Consider the following 21,176-nt stretch of genomic DNA (forward strand, 5'->3'; position numbering starts at 1 on the left):
CGAACGAATAAACACGCTTTTCATTTTACGACATTGAAATGCGTCGCTTTTGAATGCGCGCGCGTCGTCCCATAACAAGCGGCCCCACCGCGCATGCGGCAATGCTCGATAGTTCGAGGAGCGAGAATTCATGGCCGATCTTATCGTCGTCTACTGGCGCGACATTCCTGCCCAGGTCATCGTCAAGAAGGGTCGGCAGAATGCAAAGCGCGAACTGCCGCTGCGCTTCACCGAGGCCATCGACATGTGCGCCATGCGCACCGGCGCCGGCGGCACCGACGACTATCTGGCCGAATGGCGCAAGGCCGATCCCGTTCCGGTCGGCGACGATCTCGAAGCCGAGGTCGAGAAGGCTTTCCAGGACCTCGACACGAAATATGACCGCGAGCGGCTGGTCGCTCTGGTCAAGGCGGGYGGCAAAGAAAATGTCTGAGACCACTCCTGTCAAAAACGATGGGCCGACGGTTACCCAGGCCACGCTGATGAAGAAGGCGGCGCCGAAATCGGACTACAAACCCGCCGACGTGTCGCCGCAGCGGCGCGTGCAGCGCTCCTTCGCGGTGAGATTGTGGTCGATCCGGCATTCGCGCCTGCTCGAATGGTTCTATTCCCGTTTCGCCGACATGTTCCTGCTCCTCCATCCCCTGTGGAAGGGCATCGGCTACGGCCGCGTCGAGACCCCGATCAAATTCGTCGAGAAGCGCGTCAAGGGTTTCATGTTCGACTGCCGCATGTGCGGCCAGTGCATCCTGTCCTCGACCGGCATGTCATGCCCGATGAATTGCCCCAAGCAACTGCGCAACGGCCCTTGCGGCGGCGTGCGCGCCAACGGCAATTGCGAGGTCGAGCCCGATATGCCCTGCGTCTGGGTCAAGGCCTGGGAAGGTTCGCAGAACATGGTCAACTCCGACAAGATCCTGACCGTACAGAAGCCGGTCGACCAGTCGCTGCGCGAAACCTCGGCCTGGCTGCGGGTCACCGCGCAGGCGGCGGCAGCCCGTGAAGCCGCGGCTGCCCCAAAGACCGGAGCCGCCGCATGAGCGCCCGTCAGCGCGACGAGAACCCGGCCGGCATTCACCTGCCGCTCGATCCCTTGCCCGGCCATTCGTCCCGCGGCCGGCTGGAGCGTGTGCTGCGGCGCGGTGAATTCGCCGTGACGACCGAACTCAATCCTCCCGACAGCGCCGATCCCGAGGACGTCTACAACAGGGCCAAGATCTTCGACGGCTGGGTCGACGCCATCAACGCCGTCGATGCCTCCGGCGCCAACTGCCACATGTCCTCGGTCGGCATCTGCGCGCTTTTGACCCGCATGGGCTATGCCCCGATCATGCAAATCGCCTGCCGCGACAAGAACCGCATCGCCATCCAGGGCGACGTGCTGGGTGGTGCTGCCATGGGTGTCGCCAACATGCTGTGCCTGACGGGCGACGGCGTCCAGGCCGGCGACCAACCCGGCGCCAAGCCGGTGTTCGATCTCGATTCCATGTCGCTGCTCGAAACCTGCCGCATCATGCGCGACAACGGCAAGTTCCTGTCCGGCCGCAAGCTGACGACGCCGCCGCAGATTTTCCTTGGCGCCGCGGTCAATCCGTTCGCGCCGCCCTTCGACTTCCGCCCGATCCACCTCGGCAAGAAGATCGCCGCCGGCGCGCAGTTCGTGCAGACGCAATATTGTTTCGACGTGCCGATGTTCAGGACCTTCATGCAGAAGGCGCGCGATCTCGGCCACACCGAAAAGGTCTTCATCCTGTGCGGCGTCGGCCCGCTCGCCTCCGCCAAGACCGCCAAGTGGATCCGCTCCAACGTGCCGGGCATCCACATCCCGGACGCCATCATCAAGCGGCTGGAAGGCGCGCAGGATCAGAAGAAGGAAGGCAAGCAGCTCTGCATCGACATCATCAACGAGGTGAAGGAAATCCCCGGCATCTCGGGCATCCATGTGATGGCCTACCGCCAGGAGGAATATGTCGCCGAGATCGTCGATGAATCGGGTGTGCTCAAAGGCCGTCAGCCCTGGAAGCGCGAAATCCGTCGCGACGACCAGATGGTTGCCGACCGGCTCGACCACATCCTGCACGACGAGATTACCGAAACCCAGGTGGATATGGTGAAGACCGCGCATTGACCCGCGCGGAGGGCCACCATTCGCTTGATCGAGAAGAGATAACGATATAAAGAACTCTTTATATCACGACGGAGAGATTTCATGACCCGGACCATCGTTGCCTCGGCGACACGAGAAATCATCATCGGCTTCGACCAGCCCTTCTGCGTGATTGGCGAGCGCATCAACCCGACGGGCCGCAAAAAGCTCGCCGCCGAGATGGTGGCTGGCAATTTCGAGACCGTCATCAAGGACGCGCTGGAGCAGGCCGCCTGCGGCGCCACCATGCTCGACGTCAATGCCGGCGTCACCGCGGTCGACCCCAACGCCACCGAGCCGGCGCTGCTGGTGCAGACGCTGGAGATCGTCCAGGGTCTCGTCGACCTGCCGCTGTCGATCGACAGCTCGGTCACCGCCGCGATCGAGGCGGCACTCAAGGTCGCCAAGGGCCGCCCGCTGGTCAACTCCGTCACCGGCGAGGAAGAAAAGCTCGAAGCCATCCTGCCGCTGGTCAAGAAATACAACGTGCCGGTCGTCGCCATCTCCAATGACGAGACCGGTATTTCGATGGATCCGGACGTGCGCTTCGCCGTCGCCAAGAAGATCGTGCAGCGCTGCGCCGATTTCGGCATTCCCGCCCATGATGTCGTCGTCGACCCGCTGGTCATGCCGATCGGCGCGCTGGGTGACGCCGGCCGCCAGGTCTTCGCGCTGCTGCGTCGGCTCCGCGAAGAGCTCAAGGTCAACACCACCTGCGGCCTGTCCAACATTTCCTTCGGCCTGCCGCATCGCCATGGCATCAACGCCGCCTTCATCCCGATGGTGATCGGCGCCGGCATGACCTCGGCGATCATGAACCCGGTGCGGCCGCAGGAAATGGAAGCCGTGCGCGGCGCCAATGTGCTCAACGGCACCGACGAGAACTGCACCAACTGGATCAGGACCTACAAGGACTACAAGCCGGCCGAAGGCGGCCATGCGGTTGCGGCACCGACGGCGGTCAACGCCCCTGGCGAGGGCAGCGGCAATGGCGGTCGCCGCCGCGGCGGCCGTGAAGCCCGCATGGGCCGGGGATAAGCGCGCAATCGTGAACCGGACTGCAAACCACGCTGGACCGATCGCATCACCGATGCGGTCGGACGCGTCTGCTTTGCGGTCAGGCGACGCCCAATATGGCGTCGAACAGCGCCATTCCCGCCCACGAGCCGAATATGCCGGTCACGCCGCCTATGACGAAATCGTCGTCATAGGCAGGCCAAAGCCCGTTGAGCAGCAGCACCGCGACAATCGCGCCGAGAATTCCAGTCGCCAGATATTGCGGATTGCGCAGCCACGGCCCCTTCACCACCCGCACCATGGTAAAAGCGGTGAATATGCTGGACAGCAGGAGATCGGACATGATTGGCCTCTGGACCATCAGACACTCCGCCCAATAATGAAACGATCCGTTAAACGGTATCGACAATCCCTTCCGAGACACGTGTACGCATGAACTCGCCTGCCAACATCACCGATCCACTCGTGCTGTTCATGCCGTCGGGCAAGCGCGGGCGGTTTCCTGTCGGCACGCCGGTGCTCGATGCCGCGCGCCAGCTCGGCGTCTATGTCGAGAGCGTGTGCGGCGGCCGCGCCACGTGCGGGCGCTGCCAGATCGAGGTGCAGGAAGGCAATTTCGCCAAGCACAAGATCGTCTCCTCCAACGACCACATTTCGCCCAAGGGACCCAAGGAGGAGCGCTACGAGCGCGTGCGCGGCCTGCCAGAGCGGCGGCGCCTCTCCTGCTCGGCGCAGATCCTCGGCGATCTCGTCATCGACGTGCCGCAGGATACGGTCATCAATGCGCAGACCATCCGCAAGGATGCCGATACCAGGGTGATCGCCCGCGATGCGGCGATCCGCATGTGCTATGTCGAGATCGAAGAGCCCGACATGCACAAGCCGCTTGGCGACCTCGACCGCCTCAAGATCGCGCTGATGAAGGATTGGGGTTTCAAGAACCTCGAATTCGACTTCTACCTGCTGCCGCAGGTGCAGGGCATATTGCGCAAGGGCAATTGGACCGCCACCGCCGCCATCCACAAGGATGCCGACAGCGACATCGCGCGCGTCATCGCCCTGTGGCCGGGCCTCAAGAACGAGGCCTATGGGCTGGCCTGCGATATCGGCTCGACCACCATCGCCATGCATCTGGTGTCGCTGCTGTCGGGCCGCGTCGCCGCATCGTCCGGCACCTCGAACCCGCAGATCCGCTTCGGCGAGGATCTGATGAGCCGCGTCTCCTATGTGATGATGAATCCTGACGGCCGCGAAGGCATGACGGTGGCCGTCCGCGAGGCGATCTCCAGCCTTGTCGACAAGGTCTGCGCGGAAGGCAATGTCCAGCGCAACGACATCCTGGATTCCGTCTTCGTCGGCAATCCGATCATGCACCATCTATTCCTCGGCATCGATCCGACCGAACTCGGCGGCGCGCCTTTCGCGCTCGCCGTCTCGGGTGCGGTGCGTATCAAGGCCTCCGACATCGGCCTCAAGCTCAACCAGGGTGCGCGCCTCTATATGCTGCCCTGCATCGCCGGCCATGTCGGCGCCGACGCGGCGGCGGTGACGCTGTCGGAAGGCCCGCATCGCCAGGACGAGATGATGCTGATCGTCGACGTCGGCACCAATGCCGAGATCGTGCTCGGCAACCGTGCGCGGGTCGTGGCAGCCTCCTCGCCGACCGGTCCGGCTTTCGAGGGCGCCGAAATCTCCGGCGGCCAGCGTGCCGCGCCCGGCGCCATCGAGCGCGTGCGCATCGACCCCGATACGCTGGAACCCAAATACCGCGTCATCGGCTCGGAACTGTGGTCCGACGAACCCGGCTTCCTCGACAGCGTGCAGGCGACCGGCGTCACCGGCATCTGCGGCTCCGGCATCATCGAGATCGTGGCGGAAATGTATCTTGCCGGCATCATCTCGGAGGATGGCGTCGTCGACGGATCGCTGGTTGCGCGCTCGCCGCGGGTCATCGCCAACGGCCGCACCTTCTCCTATGTGCTGAAGGAAGGCGAGCCGAAGATCACCATCACCCAGACCGACGTGCGCGCCATCCAGCTCGCCAAGGCAGCCCTCTATGCCGGCACCAAGCTTCTGATGGAAAAGCAGAATACCGAGCATGTCGACCGCATCCATTTCGCCGGCGCGTTCGGCTCCTTCATCGATCCGAAATACGCCATGGTGCTGGGCCTGATCCCCGATTGCGACCTCGACAAGGTCTCGGCCGTCGGCAACGCCGCCGGTGCCGGTGCGCGCATGGCGCTCTTGAACCGCGGCTATCGCCGCGAGATCGAGGAGACGGTGAGCCAGATCGAGAAGATCGAGACCGCGCTGGAACCGAAATTCCAGGAGCATTTCGTCTACGCCATGGCGCTGCCCAACAAGGTCGACCCGTTCCCGAAACTGTCGGCTGCCGTGAAACTACCGCCGCGCAAGACGGTGAGCGAGGACGGCATCGCCGGCGACGCCACTCCGCGCCGGCGCTCGCGCGAAGGCCACGCGGCACGGCGCAGCCGCGACTAGACGCGACCTTCGCAGGCCGTCTCAAACCTCAAACTCATTTGCATGCAAATGTTTCCGGATCGAACGATCCGGAAACCAAAACGCTGTTTTCGCGAAATCCATCCGATACATGGCAGGCGCATTTAACCCGCATCGAACGGCGGCCGAAGACAATCCTCGGTCGTGGCCGTTCTTCAAGGGAGATGAAAATGTCGATGTTCGAAAATCTCGGCCGCTTCGGTGTGACCATCCGGCAGCACCATGCAAGGACCAAGGCGATCCGCGCGCTGAACAGCCTGCCGGCGCATGTCCAGAAGGACATTGGCTGGCCGGCATCGCCGCCCAGCGATCCGCAGGCCGCGCTCACGTCGCTGCTTCTGGGCACGGCGCGCTGATGACCTTCGCCGACAAATGCAAATTGCTCGGCAGCCGCCGGGGATCTCGCACATCCCCGGCGGCTACCAGCAACCGGCTGCGCGCGGCGCTTCTGCCGCGCCGCTGACCGTGGCGGCGTGGCTCACAGAGCCGTGTGGACACTGCGTAAATCTTGACATTTTCGGCCAAGGTACGATCTTCGCCAGAGAGGGGAATTCTCTTAGTCGGCTGCCGCCGAAGTTCGTGTATCCGCATGCCAAGCTTTAAAAGCCACTTTGTGTCGTTCGTGCTCAGGTACAGCCGAAAGCAGGCGTTTTCCAGCCCGGAAAACCTGCAGCGCTGGATCGCCGCCGCGCGCAAGACCGAGGATCACCATCCGCCGGCCTCGCTGCATCAGCGCCTCAACATCCAGACACGCACCGTCGACGGCTTTCCGGTCTACGAAATCGCCCCAAGAGCCGGCGAGCGGACGCGGATTCTCTACCTGCATGGCGGTGCTTATGTCTTTGAGATCACGCCCTACCACTGGCACCTGATCGCCGAGATGGCCGACCGGCTGGGCTATGGCATCACCGTGCCGATCTATCCGATCGCCCCGGAACACGATTTCCACGCCATGTTCGGCATGGTCGGTAACGTCTATCGCCAGATGCTCGACGAGATGGAGGCGGAGGACATCGTCTTCATGGGCGATTCCGCCGGCGGCAACATGGCCGTGGTGCTCACCATGATGGCTGCGGAAGAAGGCTTGTCCCTGCCCTCGCGCCACGTGCTGATCTCGCCCGGCCTCGACATGTCGCTTTCCAACCCCGCGCTGTTCGAGGCCGAGCGAAACGACCCCTGGCTCGGCATCCCCGGCGGCCTCGAAGCGATCCGGATGTACAGCGCCGGCATCGATCGCAGCGACTGGCACATCAGCCCGATCTATGGCGATCTGTCGGTGCTGCCGAAAACGCTGCTTCTGACCGGCTCGCACGATCTCTTGACGCCCGACAATCTGATCTTCGCGCAAAAGGCGCGGGACGCCGGTGTCGAGGTTGATGTCGTCCACGAGGAAGGCATGTTCCACGCGTGGCCGTTGATCGACATGCCGGAAGCACGACGCGCGCGCCAGCACATCGTCACGTTCCTCAACGAAAGTCGCTCACCGGTCAGGCAAGACAGGAAAACGAGGTTTCAAGCGCCCTCCGCCGAGGCGGCGGAATAGCGCTTTCGATCCGGTGGCGGATCAGAACTTGCCGGTTTCCCGGAACACTTCGAAGGTCGCGCGGATATGGTCGGCAACGGCCTTGACCGGCGCGCTGGCGTCCGGCGCCACCACCATGGCCAGATTGTAGGTGCCGATATCGGGCATGCCGTCCTTCGGGCAGAGCTCGACCATGTCGTTGCCGAGGAATGACCGCGGCAGCGGCGCAACCGCGAGGTCGGCCATGATCGCGGCACGCTGGCCGGCCGTGTGCGCGCTCATATAGGCGACGCGGTAGTTGCGGCCCTCGCGCCCCAGCGCTTCGAGCGCGCCGGCCCGCCAGGCGCAGCCCTCTTCCCAAAGCGATACCGGCAAGGGTTCGCGCAGATGCGCGCAGCCGCCCTTGGCGCCGGCCCACACGATCGGCTCGGTCAAAAGCACCTCGGCGCCGAGCGCGCTGGTCTTGTAGGAGTTGGTCAGAAGCGTGATGTCGAGCGCGCGATCGTCCATGCGCCGGCGCAGATTGCTGCTCTGGTCGATGGTGACGTCGACGGCGATCGAGGGGTGCGACTGCGCGAAACGCTTCAGCACATGCGGCAGCACGCGCTCGCCATAATCATCCGGCGAACCCAACCGCACCACCCCGACGATCTCGGGAATGATGAACTTCGACACCACCTCGCGGTTGATCGACAGCAGCCGCCGGGCGTAGCCGAGCAGCATCTCGCCGTCCGTGGTCAGCGACACGGAACGAGCGTCGCGCGCGAACACCGAACGGCCGAGAATGTCCTCCAGCTTCTTGATCTGCATGGAGACCGCCGATGGTGTGCGGAAGACGGCATTGGCGGCGGTGGTGAAGCTGCCGGTCTCGGCAATCGCCACGAACGTGCGCAAAACGTCGAGATCGAGCAAAGGCAGTGGATGATTGAGCGGGGCGTTCATGGGAAGCGACCTTCAATTTTTCTGATACAAAGCATCATTCCATTTCGTTTGATTGAACACCGGATCAGGAGGATAGTCAACTCCATCGATTGAGGTTGCTGCCACAAGCAGCCACGAAACGACCACGACACAGACCTGCAATCGACATGAAATGCGGTTGAAACACGCCGCGTGTAAGACCCACGCATCGAAGGTCGGAATGTCTCCGGCCCGTCACCAAAGGAGAATGAAATGTCTATCCTGTCGTCCCTTGGTCGCATCGCGACTGAATTCAGCGCGGCACGCGCCCGCTACCAGACCGAACGCGCCATCCGCTCGCTGCCGATCGAACTGCAGAAGGATATCGGCTGGCCTGAGGCTTCCGACACCAAGACCAGCACTCGCAACGGCGTTGGATCCTGGGCTGGAGCAAAGTAGATCGTGTGTACCAAGTGCTGAAGGCCTGCCGCGCGCACCCAGCCCGGCAGGCCTTTCCATTTTATTTGCATTCAAATGAGTTTTGAAGCCATGTCGCCAACGCATGGCGCATATGAGCAAGCCGCATAGCAGCTCTGATTTCGATTTAATGCCTTGTAAACAATCACAAATTTAGAGCAGATTGCCCAAATTTGTCGCATTCGGTGTCGCATTTCATATCAAGCGCTTCGTTTTTGCGATTTAGTTTTACGCAGCACAAGCCTATATCAGCGCCAGCAAACGAGCTGCCCCACTCCATCAAGCGAAGGCGACCCGTCTGAGCAACCGATAGGAGATGATGATGAAGCTTTTTGCCCGCCTCTTTGCCCGCCGCGAAATGAACCTGACCACCGCTCTCGAGCGTCAGCGCCTTGCCAACACCATGCCCGGCCAGACCGGTGCGGTGGCAGCGGCACGCCTCGGCTTCGTCGCCTAAGCATTTTCCAGGCAGCGTGTCCCTGCCGCTGCTTCAAGACTGTAACGCCGCCTGGCTCTGCCACGGCGGCGTTTTTGTTTTGCCTTTGCGCATTTTGCCTGTCGCGTGGACAGGGTGATGCCGCTCGCCGTTGCATTGCCGCACAGCAATTGCCCATTTGCGACCCATGTCGCAAATTTTGTCTCGCTAATGCAGCGTAGCCAATTGACAGCCAAGGTTTTTCCTGATGTCGCTATGCTATTCGCGACATCCTGTTCGCGCCATGGCCAGATGAGGTTCCCGTGAACGCCATCAAGCATCCGATCAAGCGATCGTTTGTCTTCTTCCTTATTCCCGATTTCACCATGATCGCTTTTGCGACCGCGCTCGACCCGCTCCGCTCCGCCAACCGCATGCTCGGCTACGAGGCCTATCGCTGGCGCCTCGCCAGCATCGATGGCAAGCCGGTGCGCGCCTCGAACGGCGTCGAATGCGCGGTCAACACCTCGCTGGAGGAAGAGCGCAAGAAAATGGCGGGCCCCGACCGGCCCAATATGGCCATCGTCTGCAGCGGCATCAATGTCGAGCGTTACCAGAACAAATCGGCCTTCGCCTGGCTGCGCGAGGAGTATAATCGTGGCGTCGCCGTTGGCGGCCTGTGCACCGGCGCGCACATCCTGGCCGCCGCCGGCCTCTTGTCCAACAAGCGCTGCGCCATCCATTGGGAAAACCTGCCGGGCTTTTCCGAGGCGTTCCCGAAGGCCAATGTCTTTGCCGACCTCTTCGAGGTCGACCAGAACATCTATACCTGCGCAGGCGGCACCGCCGCGCTCGACATGATGCTGAAGCTGATCGGCGACGATTTCGATGAGAGCCTCGTCAACCGGGTGTGCGAACAGGTGCTGACCGATCGCGTGCGCAGCCCGACCGACCGCCAGCGTCTGCCGCTGCGCGCCCGTCTCGGCGTGCAGAACTCGAAAGTGCTGACCATCATCGAACTGATGGAAGGCAATCTCTCCGAGCCGCTGTCGCTGATCGAGATCGCCGACCATGTCGACTTGTCACGCCGCCAGATCGAACGGCTGTTCCGCACCGAAATGGGCCGCTCCCCTGCCCGCTACTATCTGGAAATCCGCCTCGACCGCGCCCGGCATCTGCTGATCCAGTCGTCGATGCCGGTGGTCGAAGTGGCGGTTGCCTGCGGCTTCGTCTCGGCTTCGCATTTCTCCAAATGCTACCGCGAACTCTATGCCCGTTCGCCGCAGCAGGAGCGCGTCGACCGCAAGCAGCTGCTGGCGGCCTGAGCCGACATATCAAAGGACATTGTGAATTGTCATGACATTGTCTGGCAAAGCGTGATATCGTTGTGCCGAAAGGTGTCCCATGACCACTAGAACGACTCGATCCGAAAAACTGGACTTGCGTCTTACCGCCGAGGCAAAGCGTACGCTCGCGACCGCAGCGGCCGTTGAGCGCCGTTCGCTGAGTGACTTCGTCCTCGAAAGTGCACTTGGACGTGCCGAGGAAACGCTCGCCGACCGACGCAGCTTCCCCCTCAACGCAGAAAAATGGGCTGCGTTCATGGCGGCGCTGGATGCTCCAACGCGAGATCTGCCGCGCCTGAAGCGTTTGCTGAGCGAGCCGAGCATCTTTTCCGGTCACGATCCAGCGTGAGCCAGCTTCGTATCGAGAAACTGGCTCGCACGCATCTTGTCGATATGTTCGACTGTGGAGAGGAACCGCTCAATCGATTTCTCTCCCGCTACGCATTTCAAAATCAGCAAGCAAATGCCTCGCAGACCTATATTGGTCTCTCCGGCGAAGACGTAATCGGCTTTTATACGCTGGTCGTTGGAGAAGTCCCTTACGATGGCGCACCAGAGCGACTGAAGAAGGGGTTTGCACGCCATCCGGTTCCGATAATGCTGCTGGCGCGTCTCGCAGTCAGCTTGAGTTGGCAAGGCAAAGGCGTTGGCAGCGGAATGCTTCGCGATGCCATCCTGCGAAGCCTGCAGGCAGCTGACATTGCGGGTATCCGTGCAGTGACCGTACATGCCAAGGATCACAATGCCCGCGCCTTTTACGAGCGCTATGGATTCATTCAATCTCCGACCGACCCCCTACATCTCTACGTGCTTGTAAAGGATTTACGAAATCTCTGAGGCACCGGAGGCAGTGTCTGACTGCCCCTGTGCCGTGCGCATCGCCTCGACGCGGATGTCCTCGGTCAGTCGCGCCTTGAGCGCCGAGAATTCGGGACTGGTCTTCAGCGTGTAGTGGCGCGGATGCGGCAGGTCGATGGCGACGTCCGACTTGATGCTGCCGGGCCGTGCGGTCATCACGACGACGCGCGAGGCCATGAAGATCGCCTCCTCGATATCGTGGGTGACGAACACCACGGTCTTTTTGCGCCGCTCCCAGATGCCGAGAAGCAGCTCCTGCATCAGCCCGCGTGTCTGGTTGTCGAGCGCACCGAACGGCTCGTCCAGCAACAGGATCTCGGGATCGTTGGCGAGCGCCCGGGCGATCGCGGTGCGCTGCTGCATGCCGCCGGACAGCTGCTTAGGCCAATGGTTCACGAAGCCTTTCAGGCCGACGAGGTCGATATAGGACGCGACCAGACCGTCCCGCTCCTTTGGCGCCATGCCGCGCTCGCGCAGGCCGAAGGCGATGTTTTCGGCGACCGTCAGCCACGGGAACAGCGTGTAGGACTGGAAGACCATGCCGCGATCCGGCCCCGGTCGGGTCACCGCCTTGCCGTCAAGCAGCACGCGCCCTTCGCTCGGCGCCTCAAGACCGGCGACGATCCTGAGCAGCGTCGACTTTCCGCAGCCGGACGGCCCCAGAATGGTGATGAAGTCTTTGGCGGCGACCGCCAGGTCGATCGGCATCAGCGCCTTGACCGGCGGTCCGCCGCGCACGCCGGCAAAGGTGCGCGAGACGCCCTCGATGAGAAGCTTGCTCACGCCAGACTCCATGGAAAGAGCCAGCGGTTGAACGCCTTGAAAGCGAAATCGGACAACAGCCCGATCAGCCCGATGACGATGATACCGAAGATGATCTGTCCGGTCGCCAGCCGCGACTGGCTGTTGATGATCATGTAGCCGATGCCGGAGGACGAGCCGATCAGTTCGGCGACGATGACATAGGTCCATGCCCAGCCGAGCACCAGCCGCAGCGTCTCGGCGATTTCGGGCGCATTGGCCGGCATAATCACCCGCTTGACGATGCCGTTGTTGGTCGAGCCCAGCGTATAGGCCGCCTCGACGAGATCACGCCGTGTCGAGCCGACCTTGACGGCGACGATCAGGATGATCTGGAACACCGAACCGACGAAGATGACCAGCAGCTTTTCCAACTCACCGATGCCGGCCCACAGGATGAGCAGCGGAATGAAGGCCGAGGCCGGCAGATAGCGGGCGAAGGAGACGAAGGGCTCCAGGAACGCTTCCACCGGCTTCCAGGCGCCCATGGCGATGCCGATCGGCACGGCAACGACCGAGGCCAGCACGAAGCCGCCGAAGACGCGCCAGATGGTGATCAATATGTCCAGCCAGAAACGGTCCTCGACCAGCAGCCGCCAACCGTCCTTGAGCATCGACAGCGGATCGGCGAGGAAGATGCGGTTGACGTGGCCGCCAAGCGTGATCCAGGCCCAGAAGGCAATGAACAGCACGAAGAAGGAGATGCCGAGCACGGTTGGCAAGCCCGGCGAGACTGGATGCAAGGGGCGCATCTTCACATCGTCCCCATCAAATGGTTACGTGTCCAGGAGAGAGCGGCGGCGCCAGGCGCCGCCGCAGGATGGGCAAAGGCCGGACGGTCAGTTGGACACCGCGCTGGTATCGGCCAGCGTGGCGACGTCTGGCGCTTCCTTGATCAGGCCCATCTGCAGCAGCAGATCACCCGCGGTCTTGGAAAAATCCTGGAATTCCTTTGTGAAGAACTCTTTGTTCTCGGCCCTGTCGGCCCATTTCAGATACTTCGCCGAATCCTCGAATTCCTTGGCCGACTGTTTCACATCGGCCCCCATGATCTCGTAGGATTTCTGCGGATCCTTCTTGATCAGGTCGAGCGCGTCGAAATAGCTGTCGGCCAGCGCCTTGGCGGCGTCGGGATTGGCCTTGAGGAATTCGGGCGTGCAGCCGACCGTGTCGAGCACCATCGGATAGTCGAGCGTGGTCGCCAGTATGTGGCCCTGGTCGGCCTTGTCGCGAACCGCCGAGATGAACGGCTCATAGGTGACGGCGGCATCGTTCTGGCCGGCAAGGAAGGCCTGCGCGGCCGCGTCCGGCTCCAGATTGACGACCGTCACATCCTTGGTCGACATGCCGTTCTTGTTCAGCACCCAGGCGAGCAGGAAATAGGGCGACGTGCCCGGCGCCGAGGACGCGACATTCTTGCCCTTGAGATCGGCGACCGTCTTGATGTCGTTGCGCACGACAATGCCATCGGCGCCATAGGATTTGTCGAGCTGGAAGATTTGCTTGGTGGTCACCCCGCTGGCGTTCCACACCAGCCAGGTCTCGACTGTGGTGGCCGCGCATTGCAGGTCGCCGCTGGCGATGGCGAGCGGACGGCTGGCCTGCGGCACTTTCTTCAAGGTCACATCGAGGCCGTGCTTCTCGAAGAGGCCTGCCTGCTTGGCAAGCGTCAGCGGCGCGAAGCCTGTCCAGCCGCTAATGCCGATGGTGACCGATGTGGCGGCCATCACTGGCGCGCACAGACCGGCGGCAAGCGTCAAAGTCGCGGCGAAAACGGCGATCCTGTTCATGTCAGTTCCCCTTTTGTTTCTCTGGTCGAAAATGTTCACAGACGCCTATCGGCTTGTCAATCAACAGGAACGTGTTCGGCTGCCAGCGGGCTCACCTCACCACCCGCGCTAGGCGGATTGAAGCCCTGCCCCATGAACCGTCGCCGCCACGGCGCGCGGTCGATGAGATGCGGTCGTGCCAGCCGCCACCGCGGGGTGGCTCGGACTGCTCAGCGGCTGTCCAGCATCCAGTTGCGGTTGCGCCACATTTTCTCGCCGATCTGGCAGTCGGCGGCGGGTCTGTCCTGCGCGAGCACCACCGGCGGAAGATCCGCCTCCTCCGCCGCCCATTGCGGTGAGGCCGGACCAGCGAGCTCCAGCACCAGCTTGCGGCGGATGGCTTCGGGAAATTGCGTCCAGTCATTGACCGGGATCATGAAGGCTCCGGGCCCGCCAATGACGCAGTCGCTGTAGTAGCGGTCGAGATCGTTGACGTCGTAGGCGCCGGAAAATCCGCCCCGGGTCATCAGCGGCAGGCCGTTGATCACGATGCCTTGCCTGACCACGCCGTCGCGGGTGAGGTTGACCGGCGCGCCCTGGTTGTTGGGGCCATCGCCGGAAATGTCGATGACCCGCTTGGTTCCCTGGTAGCCGCTTTCGGCGAAAAGGTCGCTGCCAAACTCCAGCGCGCCGGAGATCGAGGTGCGCCGCGCGCTGTTGGGCGGCTGCGCGGACAATTGCGCGACCACCCGCTCGGCGTCGGCACGGCTGGCGATGACAGTCCACGGCACGATGACGCGCTGCCATGTGGTGCCGGCCCATTCGACATAGGTGACGGCGATCTTGCCATGGGCGCCGTCGGCGATCGCCTGCAGCACATTGTCATGCGTCAGCGCCGCCGCGTAGCCATGACGCTGGATCTCGAGCTCATCCGTCGACATCGACAGCGAAACGTCGACCGCCAGCACCAACTCGACATCGACCGGCTCGTCCGCGCGGGATCCCGGCGCCAGCCAGAGCATCAGCGCCAGCGCGGCACAGCCGGAAAGGAGATGTCTTGCGCGCGATAAAGCAGACATGCCGCGAGGGTAAGCGAAAACCGCCAGCTTAAAAAGACAAAAGCCCGGCTCGAAGCCGGGCTTTTGCGATCAGTCCGTTGCTCCAGTCGAACCTCAGCTCCTCGGCTTGAGGTTCTCCGGGTCGTAGAGCGGCTTGTAGCCGACGCCGGCGACTTCGACCGGATAGGTCTCGCCGAAATACTCGACCTTGAGCTTGCGGCCTTCCTGCGCATACGAATGCGGAAGATAGGCAAGCGCGATGTTCTTGCCGATGGTCGGGCCATAGGCGACCGATGTGGTGAAGGAGCGGCGGCCGAGTTCGTCGACCAGCGTCTCGCCGGTGGCCGGATCCAGCACCGGCATTATGCCCACGGGATAACGCGCCACGCCTTTCGAATCGACATTCTCCGTCATCACCAGCGTGCACAAAGTCGCCGGCTGGTGCTCGCGGGCGCGATACTCCAAATGCTTGGCCTTGCCGCAGAAATCGTTCTCCTTGACCTTCGGACGGGCGAGATCGGCTTCAAGCAGATTGTACTCGGTCAGAAGGTCGGCATTCTGCAGGCGCAGGCTCTTTTCCATGCGGCGCGTATTGGCATAGGTCTCGACACCGAACGGCATGACACCGGTCGAGCGCAGCGCGTCCCAGACGGCGAGACCATCCTCGTAGCGCATATGCAGTTCCCAGCCCTGCTCGCCGACATAGGAGATGCGGAACGCGGTGACATCCTTGCCGCCGATGCGGACCGGCTTGATCGCCGCGAACGGGAAATTCTCCGGCGACAGGCCCTCGGGATTCTCGACCACCTTCTGCAAGGTGGTGCGGGCATTCGGGCCCCAGATGCCGATGGTGACGTATTTCTCCGTCACATCGGTGATGGTGGCGTCAAAGCCCTTGTCCTGCGCGGTGCGCTGCATGTAGCGGAAGTCGCGCGGGCCGGCGTCGGCGCCGTCGATGACGCGGCAGCGGTCGGCCATGCGGATCACGGTGAAGTCGGCGCGCACCATGCCTTCCTCGTCGAGGAAGTGGGTGTAGATGCCTTTGCCGATGTTGTTGTCGCCGCCGATCTTGGCCGCGCACAGCCATTCCAGCAGCGCGACATGGTCAGGCCCTTCGACGTCGTACATCGAGAAATGCGACAGGTTGACGATGCCGCAATCCTCGCTCATCGCCAGATGCTCGGCATTGGAGACGCGCCAGAAATGGCGGTTGTCCCACTCGTTCTCGCGTACGGGTACCCGGTCGCCATACTTCTCAAGCAGGTGCTCGTTGGCGGCATAGCCGTGTGCGCGCTCCCAGCCCCCCAGTTCCATGAAGTAGCCGCCGAGTTCCTTCTCGCGCTCCCAGAACGGCGAGCGCCTGATGTTGCGGGCCTTGGAGAATGGCTCGCGCGGATGCACCGCGGGATTATAGACCTTCATCGCCGTCTCGGTGCAGCGATCCCAGATGAACTGCTCCTTCGTCTGGTGCGGGTAGAAGCGCGCATAGTCGATGGCGTGGTGATCGATCTCGGTGCGGCCGTCGGTCATCCAGTCGGCGATCAGCTTGCCCATGCCGGGGCCGTCCTTGACCCAGATGGCGACGGCATACCAGAGACCCCTTACCTTCTGGCTTTCGCCCATGGACGGGCCGCCATCGGCGGTCACCTGCAGCAGGCCGTTGAAGGAATGGCTTTCATTGTAGCCTAGCTCGCCCAGGATCGGCGTCAGTTCCATGGCGCGCTCGAGCGGCGCCAGGATCTGCTCCATGTCGAGGTCGCGCTGCGACGGCGACAGCCGGGCCTCATGCTTTTCCAGCAGGTCGCGCGGATGGCAAAGGCGCGGGTTGTTTTCCTCGTAGTAGCCCCATTCGATCTGGCCGCCCTCGGCGGTCTTGGGGTCGCCGGTGTCGCGCATATAGGCCGAGTTGCCCTGGTCGCGCAGCAGCGGCCAGCCGATCTCCTTGCCGGTGCCGGCGAACTCGTTGTAGGGGCCGAAGAAAGTCAGCGGATGGTCGATCGGCATGACCGGCAAATCCTCGCCGACCATTTCCGCGATCAGCCGGCCCCAGATGCCGGCGCAAACGATGACATAGTCGGCCTCGATGGTGCCGCGGTCGGTCACCACGGCGCTGATGCGGCCGTCCTTGACGACGAGCGACTTGGCCGGCGTGTTGGCGAAGGATTTTAGCTTGCCCGACGCTTCCGCCTGGTCGACCAGCTTGCCGGCGACCGTTTGCGAGCGCGGGATGACCAAACCGGCGTCCGGATCCCACAGGCCGCCCTGCACCATCCCCTCTTCGATCAGCGGAAACTTTTCCTTGATCTCGGCCGGTTCTATCAGACGCGCACGCGTGCCAAAGGCCTTTGCCGAGGCGATCTTGCGCTTGATTTCGTCCATGCGGCTGTCGTCGCCGACGCGGGCCACTTCGAGACCACCAATGCGGGCGTAATGGCCCATCTTCTCGTAGAAATCGATGGAATAGAGCGTCGTCCAGCAGGACAGGAAATCGTGGCTGGTCGTGTAGCAGAAATCGGACGCGTGCGCGGTCGAACCGATATCGGTCGGAATGCCCGACTTGTCGATGCCGACAATATCGTCCCAGCCACGTTCGATCAGATGATGGGCGATCGATGCGCCGACAATACCGCCGAGGCCAATGATGACGACCTTCGCCTTTTTCGGAAACTCTGCCATTGCCCGCGACTCCAGATGCTATTGCGGGCAGCGTCGGCGCCCGTTGATCGGCGCACAATATGCAGACGACAGGGACGGCGCTACCGCCTGTTTGCGACACGCCGCAGGTGCAGCGCGACCCCAATTCGGATCGGGAAAACGCTGGCCGTCAGGCGAAGGCCCAGACGTCCTCGGCCTGGAAGCCGACCTGGTAGCCCGCCGTCTTCAGCTTGACCACGACCTGGCCGATCTCGGTGGCCGGCAACGCGCCGACCTCGACCTTGATCATCCCGGGGCGATAGCGGTTCAGATCAAGCTGTTCGAAGACGATCCAGTCGGCTCCCTCGCAATCGACGAGGAAGGCATCGATATGGCTGATGCCGTTGCGGTCGAGCAGTGTCTGGAGCGTTTCCGACGGCACCTCGATATCCCTCAGATGCGGCGCGAATTTATTGAAGTTGGCGTCGGCCTCACCCCAGGCATTCTTGCCCGACATCAGATTGGTGTCGGTGACCGAGGAGCAGCCGATGAATTCGATCGGCAGCGTGCCCGCCTCGAGCGCCGCGGCGTCGAACGTGTGGACCGTGATCGTGCCCTTGGTCTTTGTGACGGCCACCGGCTCGATGATGAAGCGGCCCGTATCGGGATAGTTGGCGCGCAGCCGCTTCTGATTGTACGGGATCGGCTCGACCAGCATGGCGCGCGCGCCGGCAATCCTATGGAGCCACGGCGTCACGTCGTCGAACAGCGCGCCGTCGCAGGCGCCGACATTGACCATCTGGAACGGCTGCCCTGCCCCACCGAAGCGCGCCTTCAGCGCCGCCTTGGCGAGGAATTTCGTGCCGCGCAGCGACGGCCCGCGATCGAGCAGGCCGGAGGGCAGGCCGAGCGACAAGGCAATGCGCGCCAGGCTGGATAGCGAACTCATGGCTTGTCTCCGGGAATGATTTGCAAGGCGGCGCGATGCTGGCCGCGGGCCACGGCTGCCCACAGCGCCATGAACGGCGGCGCCAGCAGCAGGAAGGGCGGGATCAGATGCGGGAAATAGATACGCGTGTCGTGGATCGGGAAGACCGTGAACTTCGCCAGCGCACCCAGCACCAGCGCGGCGAACAAAATGCCGGCGCGGCGATCGAGGCGGAAGCCGGCATGGGCGGCGGCGAACCAGCCGGCCAGCGCCAGGACAGAAACGCCGACCCAGCTGTTCAGATTGACGGCGCGCAACAGCGACGTCGCGAACGCCCTGAGATAGGCGGTGACCGAGAAGGCCGGCTCGAACCCGTCCATATTGTAATGCTGTTCGATGCTGGAGAACCAAAGATGCGGCCACCAGCCGGGATGCTGGGCCCAATGCGAAATGGCGAAATAGGCGACGAAGGACGCGGCGAAGCCGGCCAGCGCGCCCCAGGCCTTCTGCCGGAAGGCGACCAGCAGCACCACGAAAATCGCAAGGAAAACAATATTGTCCGGCCGCACCATGAAGGCGAGGAAGAGCAGGATCGCCGTCGCCACCTCGCGGCCCCTGACATAGGCGTAGAGCCCGCCGAGCAGCAGCGCCGACGTCAGCAGGTCCGGCGTCGAGGCCCGTGCCGCATCGCCGAAATCGGCCATGATCAGCACGGCGCCAACCGCCGGCGCCAAGGCCAATGCCTTTTCCCTTCGCAGCCAGAGCAGCGTAATCGCGCCGAACAGCAGCACCGAAAACACCTGCACCAGACGCATCGCCTCGACCGGCGACATCACCGCGCTCAGCGTCGACAGGATCTCGGCATAGAGGAATTTGATCCGGTACATGCCGAGCAGCGAATGGAAGTCGGCGGCATTGTCCGTCATGTGGCTGCGGAAACCGCCGCCATCGTCGGTCAGCGCCTTGTAGTCGCCCGCCGAAACGCCCGCCTTGACGGTGCTGTAGGCATAGTCGTGCAGCGCCTGCGCATCGGGATAGCTGCCCTCTTCGGCGATGGCGAGGTACGGCAGCATGTCCCAATTGGCATCGGGCATCACCCATGCCGTGAACGCCGTCAGAAGGATGTAGAGCGCGAAAGCCGCCGCGCCGATCGGGGCGGCCAGCCTGGAATAGGTCCCCTCGCTCCACGCCAGGCCGGTCTCGGCGAGCCGGTCGAGCATGTTCTGCGAAGCGGGTGACTTGGTCAGCATCGTTCTGCCCAATCAGCTTTCTTTTAGCGGACCTGGCTTTTGACGAAATCCTTCACGATCGACACGATGCCGCGCGACAGCAGGCTGTCGAAGGCATCGACGAAGCGGTCGACATGCTCGCGCTGGCAGATCAGCGGCGGCTCGAGCCGGATGACGTTGCGGTTGTATTCGGTAAAGGCGACCAGCACATCGTAGTCGCGCAGCAGCAGCGCGCCGACGAAACCGGACAGCGAGCCTTTCAGCTTGTCGTCGAGCACGCTGACGATCGGGCGCAGCACCATCGGCAAGGTCTGCGAGAAGTCGTGGAACTCCAGCCCGACCATGAGGCCCTTGCCGCGCACGTCCTTGATGATCTTCGGGTATTTGTCCTTGAGGGCATGCAGCCGCTGCAGCAGATAATCACCAGTGACGGCGGCATTGTCGATCAGCCCCTCGTCATAGAGCACGTTGAGGCCCTCGATCGCGGTAACGCAGGCTTCGCCCATGCCGCCGAAGGTCGCCATGGCATGGATCATCGCCGTCTTCGGCGTGCCATAGGCCTTCATATAAATTTCGCGCCTGGCGATCATCGCGCCGACCGCCGCCTTGCCGCCGCCGAGCGACTTCGCCAGTGCCGTCACGTCTGGCACGACGCCGTAATGTTCGAAGGCGTAGAAGCGGCCCGAGCGGCCATAGCCGCACTGCACTTCGTCGGCCACCCACAGCACGCCATACTGGTCGCACAGCGCGCGCAGCTTCTGCCAGTATTCCGCAGGTGCCTGGATGATGCCACCGCCGCCCTGGATGGTTTCCAGCACGATGACGCCAACCTCAGGATCGCTGCGGAACAGGCGTTCGACCGCTTCGATGTCGCCGAAGGGAATGCGCACAGTGTTCTCGGCCATCTTGAAGTCGGCGCGATAGAGCTGGCCGTCGGTGATGCCGAGCACGCCCTTGGTCTTGCCGTGGAAGGAATTCTCGGCATAGACGATCTTCGGCCGCTTCGGGCCGGCAGCGCGTTCGGCGAGCTTCACCGCCGCTTCCATCGCTTCCGAGCCGGACGAACCCAGAAACACCATGTCGAGATCGCCGGGCGAGCATTTGGCGAGGTTGTGCGCCAGCGCCGCCGCATATTGCGACATGAAGGCGATGGCGATTTCCTGGCGCTTCTCCTCCTGGAACTTCTTGCGCGCTTCGAGGATGCGCGGATGGTTGTGGCCGAAGGCCAGCGAGCCGAAGCCGCCGAAGAAATCGAGAATCTTGCGGCCGTTCTGGTCGATATAGAACATGCCCTCGGCGCGCTCGATCTTGATCTTGTGGAAGCCGAGCAGCTTCATGAAATGCAGCTGGCCGGGATTGAGATGCGCCCTGAACAGGTCGGTCATCGCGGCGACATCCATCGCCTTGGCCTGCTCGACGCTGATCAGATCTGGCTTGGCGATGGTGGCGGGCGACAGCGCCGGCGCGCTCACTAGGGTGCGCGCATTCGTCTGTTCCGGCTTGGCCATGACGGTCATTTCAATCTCCTGTCCGCGCTACGACGACCAGCGTCGTGC

At 62.9% G+C, this 21,176-nt stretch carries 22 protein-coding genes; 12 read left to right on the forward strand and 10 right to left on the reverse strand.

The window, feature by feature from the left end; all coding sequences use genetic code 11:
- Positions 1-130 precede the first annotated feature (130 nt).
- The 4 genes from AC1DPX_RS09565 (at position 131) to AC1DPX_RS09580 (ending at position 3,184) form a co-directional block, all read left to right on the forward strand.
- Positions 131-433 (forward strand): virulence factor, encoded by a 303-nt coding sequence (locus tag AC1DPX_RS09565; RefSeq protein WP_091575482.1) that lies wholly within the window; start codon positions 131-133, stop codon positions 431-433.
- Positions 426-1,040, forward strand: coding sequence for a methylenetetrahydrofolate reductase C-terminal domain-containing protein (locus AC1DPX_RS09570; RefSeq protein ID WP_202353967.1), 615 nt, complete (start codon positions 426-428; stop codon positions 1,038-1,040). The genes AC1DPX_RS09565 and AC1DPX_RS09570 overlap by 8 nt, the downstream gene beginning before the upstream one ends.
- On the forward strand, positions 1,037-2,128 hold the full coding sequence (locus AC1DPX_RS09575; protein ID WP_202353966.1) for a methylenetetrahydrofolate reductase: 1,092 nt from the start codon (positions 1,037-1,039) through the stop codon (positions 2,126-2,128). Before AC1DPX_RS09570 ends, AC1DPX_RS09575 begins: the two co-directional genes overlap by 4 nt.
- An 81-nt stretch (positions 2,129-2,209) precedes the next feature.
- Positions 2,210-3,184 (forward strand): methyltetrahydrofolate cobalamin methyltransferase, encoded by a 975-nt coding sequence (locus tag AC1DPX_RS09580; protein ID WP_477236149.1) that lies wholly within the window; start codon positions 2,210-2,212, stop codon positions 3,182-3,184.
- A 79-nt stretch (positions 3,185-3,263) separates the two neighbouring features.
- On the opposite strand, the gene AC1DPX_RS09585 is transcribed toward AC1DPX_RS09580, so the two are convergent.
- Positions 3,264-3,524, reverse strand: coding sequence for a hypothetical protein (locus tag AC1DPX_RS09585; RefSeq protein WP_202353964.1), 261 nt, complete (start codon positions 3,522-3,524; stop codon positions 3,264-3,266).
- A 71-nt stretch (positions 3,525-3,595) separates the two neighbouring features.
- On the opposite strand from AC1DPX_RS09585, the gene AC1DPX_RS09590 reads away from it, so the two are divergent.
- From AC1DPX_RS09590 to AC1DPX_RS09600, 3 genes are all read left to right on the forward strand, one after another.
- On the forward strand, positions 3,596-5,665 hold the full coding sequence (locus AC1DPX_RS09590) for an ASKHA domain-containing protein (RefSeq protein WP_477236151.1): 2,070 nt from the start codon (positions 3,596-3,598) through the stop codon (positions 5,663-5,665).
- Between the two features lie 188 nt (positions 5,666-5,853).
- On the forward strand, positions 5,854-6,039 hold the full coding sequence (locus AC1DPX_RS09595; protein WP_477236153.1) for a hypothetical protein: 186 nt from the start codon (positions 5,854-5,856) through the stop codon (positions 6,037-6,039).
- 233 nt (positions 6,040-6,272) lie between these two features.
- Positions 6,273-7,226: an alpha/beta hydrolase gene (locus AC1DPX_RS09600; RefSeq protein ID WP_477236154.1), complete on the forward strand. Its 954-nt coding sequence runs from the start codon at positions 6,273-6,275 to the stop codon at positions 7,224-7,226.
- A gap of 21 nt (positions 7,227-7,247) precedes the next feature.
- Here the strand turns inward: AC1DPX_RS09600 and AC1DPX_RS09605 are convergent, their stop codons facing one another.
- Positions 7,248-8,147 (reverse strand): LysR substrate-binding domain-containing protein, encoded by a 900-nt coding sequence (locus AC1DPX_RS09605; protein ID WP_010910020.1) that lies wholly within the window; start codon positions 8,145-8,147, stop codon positions 7,248-7,250.
- Positions 8,148-8,378: 231 nt separating this feature from the next.
- Between AC1DPX_RS09605 and AC1DPX_RS09610 the strand changes: the two genes are divergently transcribed.
- From AC1DPX_RS09610 to AC1DPX_RS09630, 5 genes are all read left to right on the forward strand, one after another.
- Positions 8,379-8,564 (forward strand): hypothetical protein, encoded by a 186-nt coding sequence (locus tag AC1DPX_RS09610; protein ID WP_202353961.1) that lies wholly within the window; start codon positions 8,379-8,381, stop codon positions 8,562-8,564.
- Positions 8,565-8,904: 340 nt separating this feature from the next.
- Positions 8,905-9,039 carry a hypothetical protein gene (locus AC1DPX_RS09615; RefSeq protein WP_123152082.1) on the forward strand — a complete coding sequence of 45 codons (135 nt, stop codon included), beginning with the start codon at positions 8,905-8,907 and terminating at the stop codon, positions 9,037-9,039.
- 344 nt (positions 9,040-9,383) lie between these two features.
- Positions 9,384-10,322 (forward strand): GlxA family transcriptional regulator, encoded by a 939-nt coding sequence (locus AC1DPX_RS09620; protein WP_446721212.1) that lies wholly within the window; start codon positions 9,384-9,386, stop codon positions 10,320-10,322.
- A 79-nt stretch (positions 10,323-10,401) separates the two neighbouring features.
- On the forward strand, positions 10,402-10,692 hold the full coding sequence (locus AC1DPX_RS09625; RefSeq protein WP_202353959.1) for a type II toxin-antitoxin system TacA family antitoxin: 291 nt from the start codon (positions 10,402-10,404) through the stop codon (positions 10,690-10,692).
- Positions 10,689-11,180 (forward strand): GNAT family N-acetyltransferase, encoded by a 492-nt coding sequence (locus AC1DPX_RS09630; protein ID WP_477236156.1) that lies wholly within the window; start codon positions 10,689-10,691, stop codon positions 11,178-11,180. Before AC1DPX_RS09625 ends, AC1DPX_RS09630 begins: the two co-directional genes overlap by 4 nt.
- Here AC1DPX_RS09630 and AC1DPX_RS09635 read toward each other — a convergent pair.
- The 8 genes from AC1DPX_RS09635 to AC1DPX_RS09670 form a co-directional block, all read right to left on the reverse strand.
- Positions 11,166-11,984 carry an ABC transporter ATP-binding protein gene (locus AC1DPX_RS09635; protein WP_477236158.1) on the reverse strand — a complete coding sequence of 273 codons (819 nt, stop codon included), beginning with the start codon at positions 11,982-11,984 and terminating at the stop codon, positions 11,166-11,168. The two genes, AC1DPX_RS09630 and AC1DPX_RS09635, sit on opposite strands and share 15 nt — an antisense overlap.
- Positions 11,981-12,754: an ABC transporter permease gene (locus AC1DPX_RS09640; RefSeq protein WP_477236160.1), complete on the reverse strand. Its 774-nt coding sequence runs from the start codon at positions 12,752-12,754 to the stop codon at positions 11,981-11,983. The genes AC1DPX_RS09635 and AC1DPX_RS09640 overlap by 4 nt, the downstream gene beginning before the upstream one ends.
- An 87-nt stretch (positions 12,755-12,841) precedes the next feature.
- Complete coding sequence (locus AC1DPX_RS09645; RefSeq protein WP_202353956.1) at positions 12,842-13,792, reverse strand: ABC transporter substrate-binding protein; 951 nt, start codon at positions 13,790-13,792, stop codon at positions 12,842-12,844.
- Positions 13,793-14,001: 209 nt separating this feature from the next.
- The gene (locus AC1DPX_RS09650; protein ID WP_477236161.1) at positions 14,002-14,850 is read right to left on the reverse strand and encodes a DUF1194 domain-containing protein; all 849 of its coding nucleotides are present in this window, start codon (positions 14,848-14,850) and stop codon (positions 14,002-14,004) included.
- Positions 14,851-14,943: 93 nt separating this feature from the next.
- Entirely contained in the window at positions 14,944-17,505 is a 2,562-nt protein-coding gene (locus AC1DPX_RS09655) for a GcvT family protein (protein WP_477236163.1), read from the reverse strand.
- A gap of 148 nt (positions 17,506-17,653) precedes the next feature.
- Entirely contained in the window at positions 17,654-18,412 is a 759-nt protein-coding gene (locus AC1DPX_RS09660; protein ID WP_477236165.1) for an FkbM family methyltransferase, read from the reverse strand.
- Positions 18,409-19,641, reverse strand: coding sequence for a glycosyltransferase 87 family protein (locus AC1DPX_RS09665; protein ID WP_477236167.1), 1,233 nt, complete (start codon positions 19,639-19,641; stop codon positions 18,409-18,411). The genes AC1DPX_RS09660 and AC1DPX_RS09665 overlap by 4 nt, the downstream gene beginning before the upstream one ends.
- A gap of 23 nt (positions 19,642-19,664) precedes the next feature.
- Complete coding sequence (locus AC1DPX_RS09670) at positions 19,665-21,137, reverse strand: aspartate aminotransferase family protein (protein WP_477236169.1); 1,473 nt, start codon at positions 21,135-21,137, stop codon at positions 19,665-19,667.
- Between the last annotated feature and the right edge of the window lie 39 nt (positions 21,138-21,176).

Source organism: Mesorhizobium sp. 01N446 (assembly GCF_056399285.1).

Bases quoted from the DNA above. Each gene is read 5' to 3' on its own strand.
- AC1DPX_RS09575 (WP_202353966.1), top strand. From the start codon at position 1,037: ATGAGCGCCCGTCAGCGCGACGAGAACCCGGCCGGCATTCACCTGCCG.
- AC1DPX_RS09590 (WP_477236151.1), top strand. From the start codon at position 3,596: ATGAACTCGCCTGCCAACATCACCGATCCACTCGTGCTGTTCATGCCG.
- AC1DPX_RS09665 (WP_477236167.1), bottom strand. From the start codon at position 19,641: ATGCTGACCAAGTCACCCGCTTCGCAGAACATGCTCGACCGGCTCGCC.
- AC1DPX_RS09580 (WP_477236149.1), top strand. From the start codon at position 2,210: ATGACCCGGACCATCGTTGCCTCGGCGACACGAGAAATCATCATCGGC.
- AC1DPX_RS09640 (WP_477236160.1), bottom strand. From the start codon at position 12,754: ATGCGCCCCTTGCATCCAGTCTCGCCGGGCTTGCCAACCGTGCTCGGC.
- AC1DPX_RS09655 (WP_477236163.1), bottom strand. From the start codon at position 17,505: ATGGCAGAGTTTCCGAAAAAGGCGAAGGTCGTCATCATTGGCCTCGGC.
- AC1DPX_RS09605 (WP_010910020.1), bottom strand. From the start codon at position 8,147: ATGAACGCCCCGCTCAATCATCCACTGCCTTTGCTCGATCTCGACGTT.
- AC1DPX_RS09645 (WP_202353956.1), bottom strand. From the start codon at position 13,792: ATGAACAGGATCGCCGTTTTCGCCGCGACTTTGACGCTTGCCGCCGGT.
- AC1DPX_RS09660 (WP_477236165.1), bottom strand. From the start codon at position 18,412: ATGAGTTCGCTATCCAGCCTGGCGCGCATTGCCTTGTCGCTCGGCCTG.
- AC1DPX_RS09610 (WP_202353961.1), top strand. From the start codon at position 8,379: ATGTCTATCCTGTCGTCCCTTGGTCGCATCGCGACTGAATTCAGCGCG.
- AC1DPX_RS09595 (WP_477236153.1), top strand. From the start codon at position 5,854: ATGTCGATGTTCGAAAATCTCGGCCGCTTCGGTGTGACCATCCGGCAG.
- AC1DPX_RS09650 (WP_477236161.1), bottom strand. From the start codon at position 14,850: ATGTCTGCTTTATCGCGCGCAAGACATCTCCTTTCCGGCTGTGCCGCG.
- AC1DPX_RS09570 (WP_202353967.1), top strand. From the start codon at position 426: ATGTCTGAGACCACTCCTGTCAAAAACGATGGGCCGACGGTTACCCAG.
- AC1DPX_RS09600 (WP_477236154.1), top strand. From the start codon at position 6,273: ATGCCAAGCTTTAAAAGCCACTTTGTGTCGTTCGTGCTCAGGTACAGC.
- AC1DPX_RS09620 (WP_446721212.1), top strand. From the start codon at position 9,384: ATGATCGCTTTTGCGACCGCGCTCGACCCGCTCCGCTCCGCCAACCGC.
- AC1DPX_RS09670 (WP_477236169.1), bottom strand. From the start codon at position 21,137: ATGACCGTCATGGCCAAGCCGGAACAGACGAATGCGCGCACCCTAGTG.
- AC1DPX_RS09615 (WP_123152082.1), top strand. From the start codon at position 8,905: ATGAAGCTTTTTGCCCGCCTCTTTGCCCGCCGCGAAATGAACCTGACC.
- AC1DPX_RS09625 (WP_202353959.1), top strand. From the start codon at position 10,402: ATGACCACTAGAACGACTCGATCCGAAAAACTGGACTTGCGTCTTACC.
- AC1DPX_RS09585 (WP_202353964.1), bottom strand. From the start codon at position 3,524: ATGGTCCAGAGGCCAATCATGTCCGATCTCCTGCTGTCCAGCATATTC.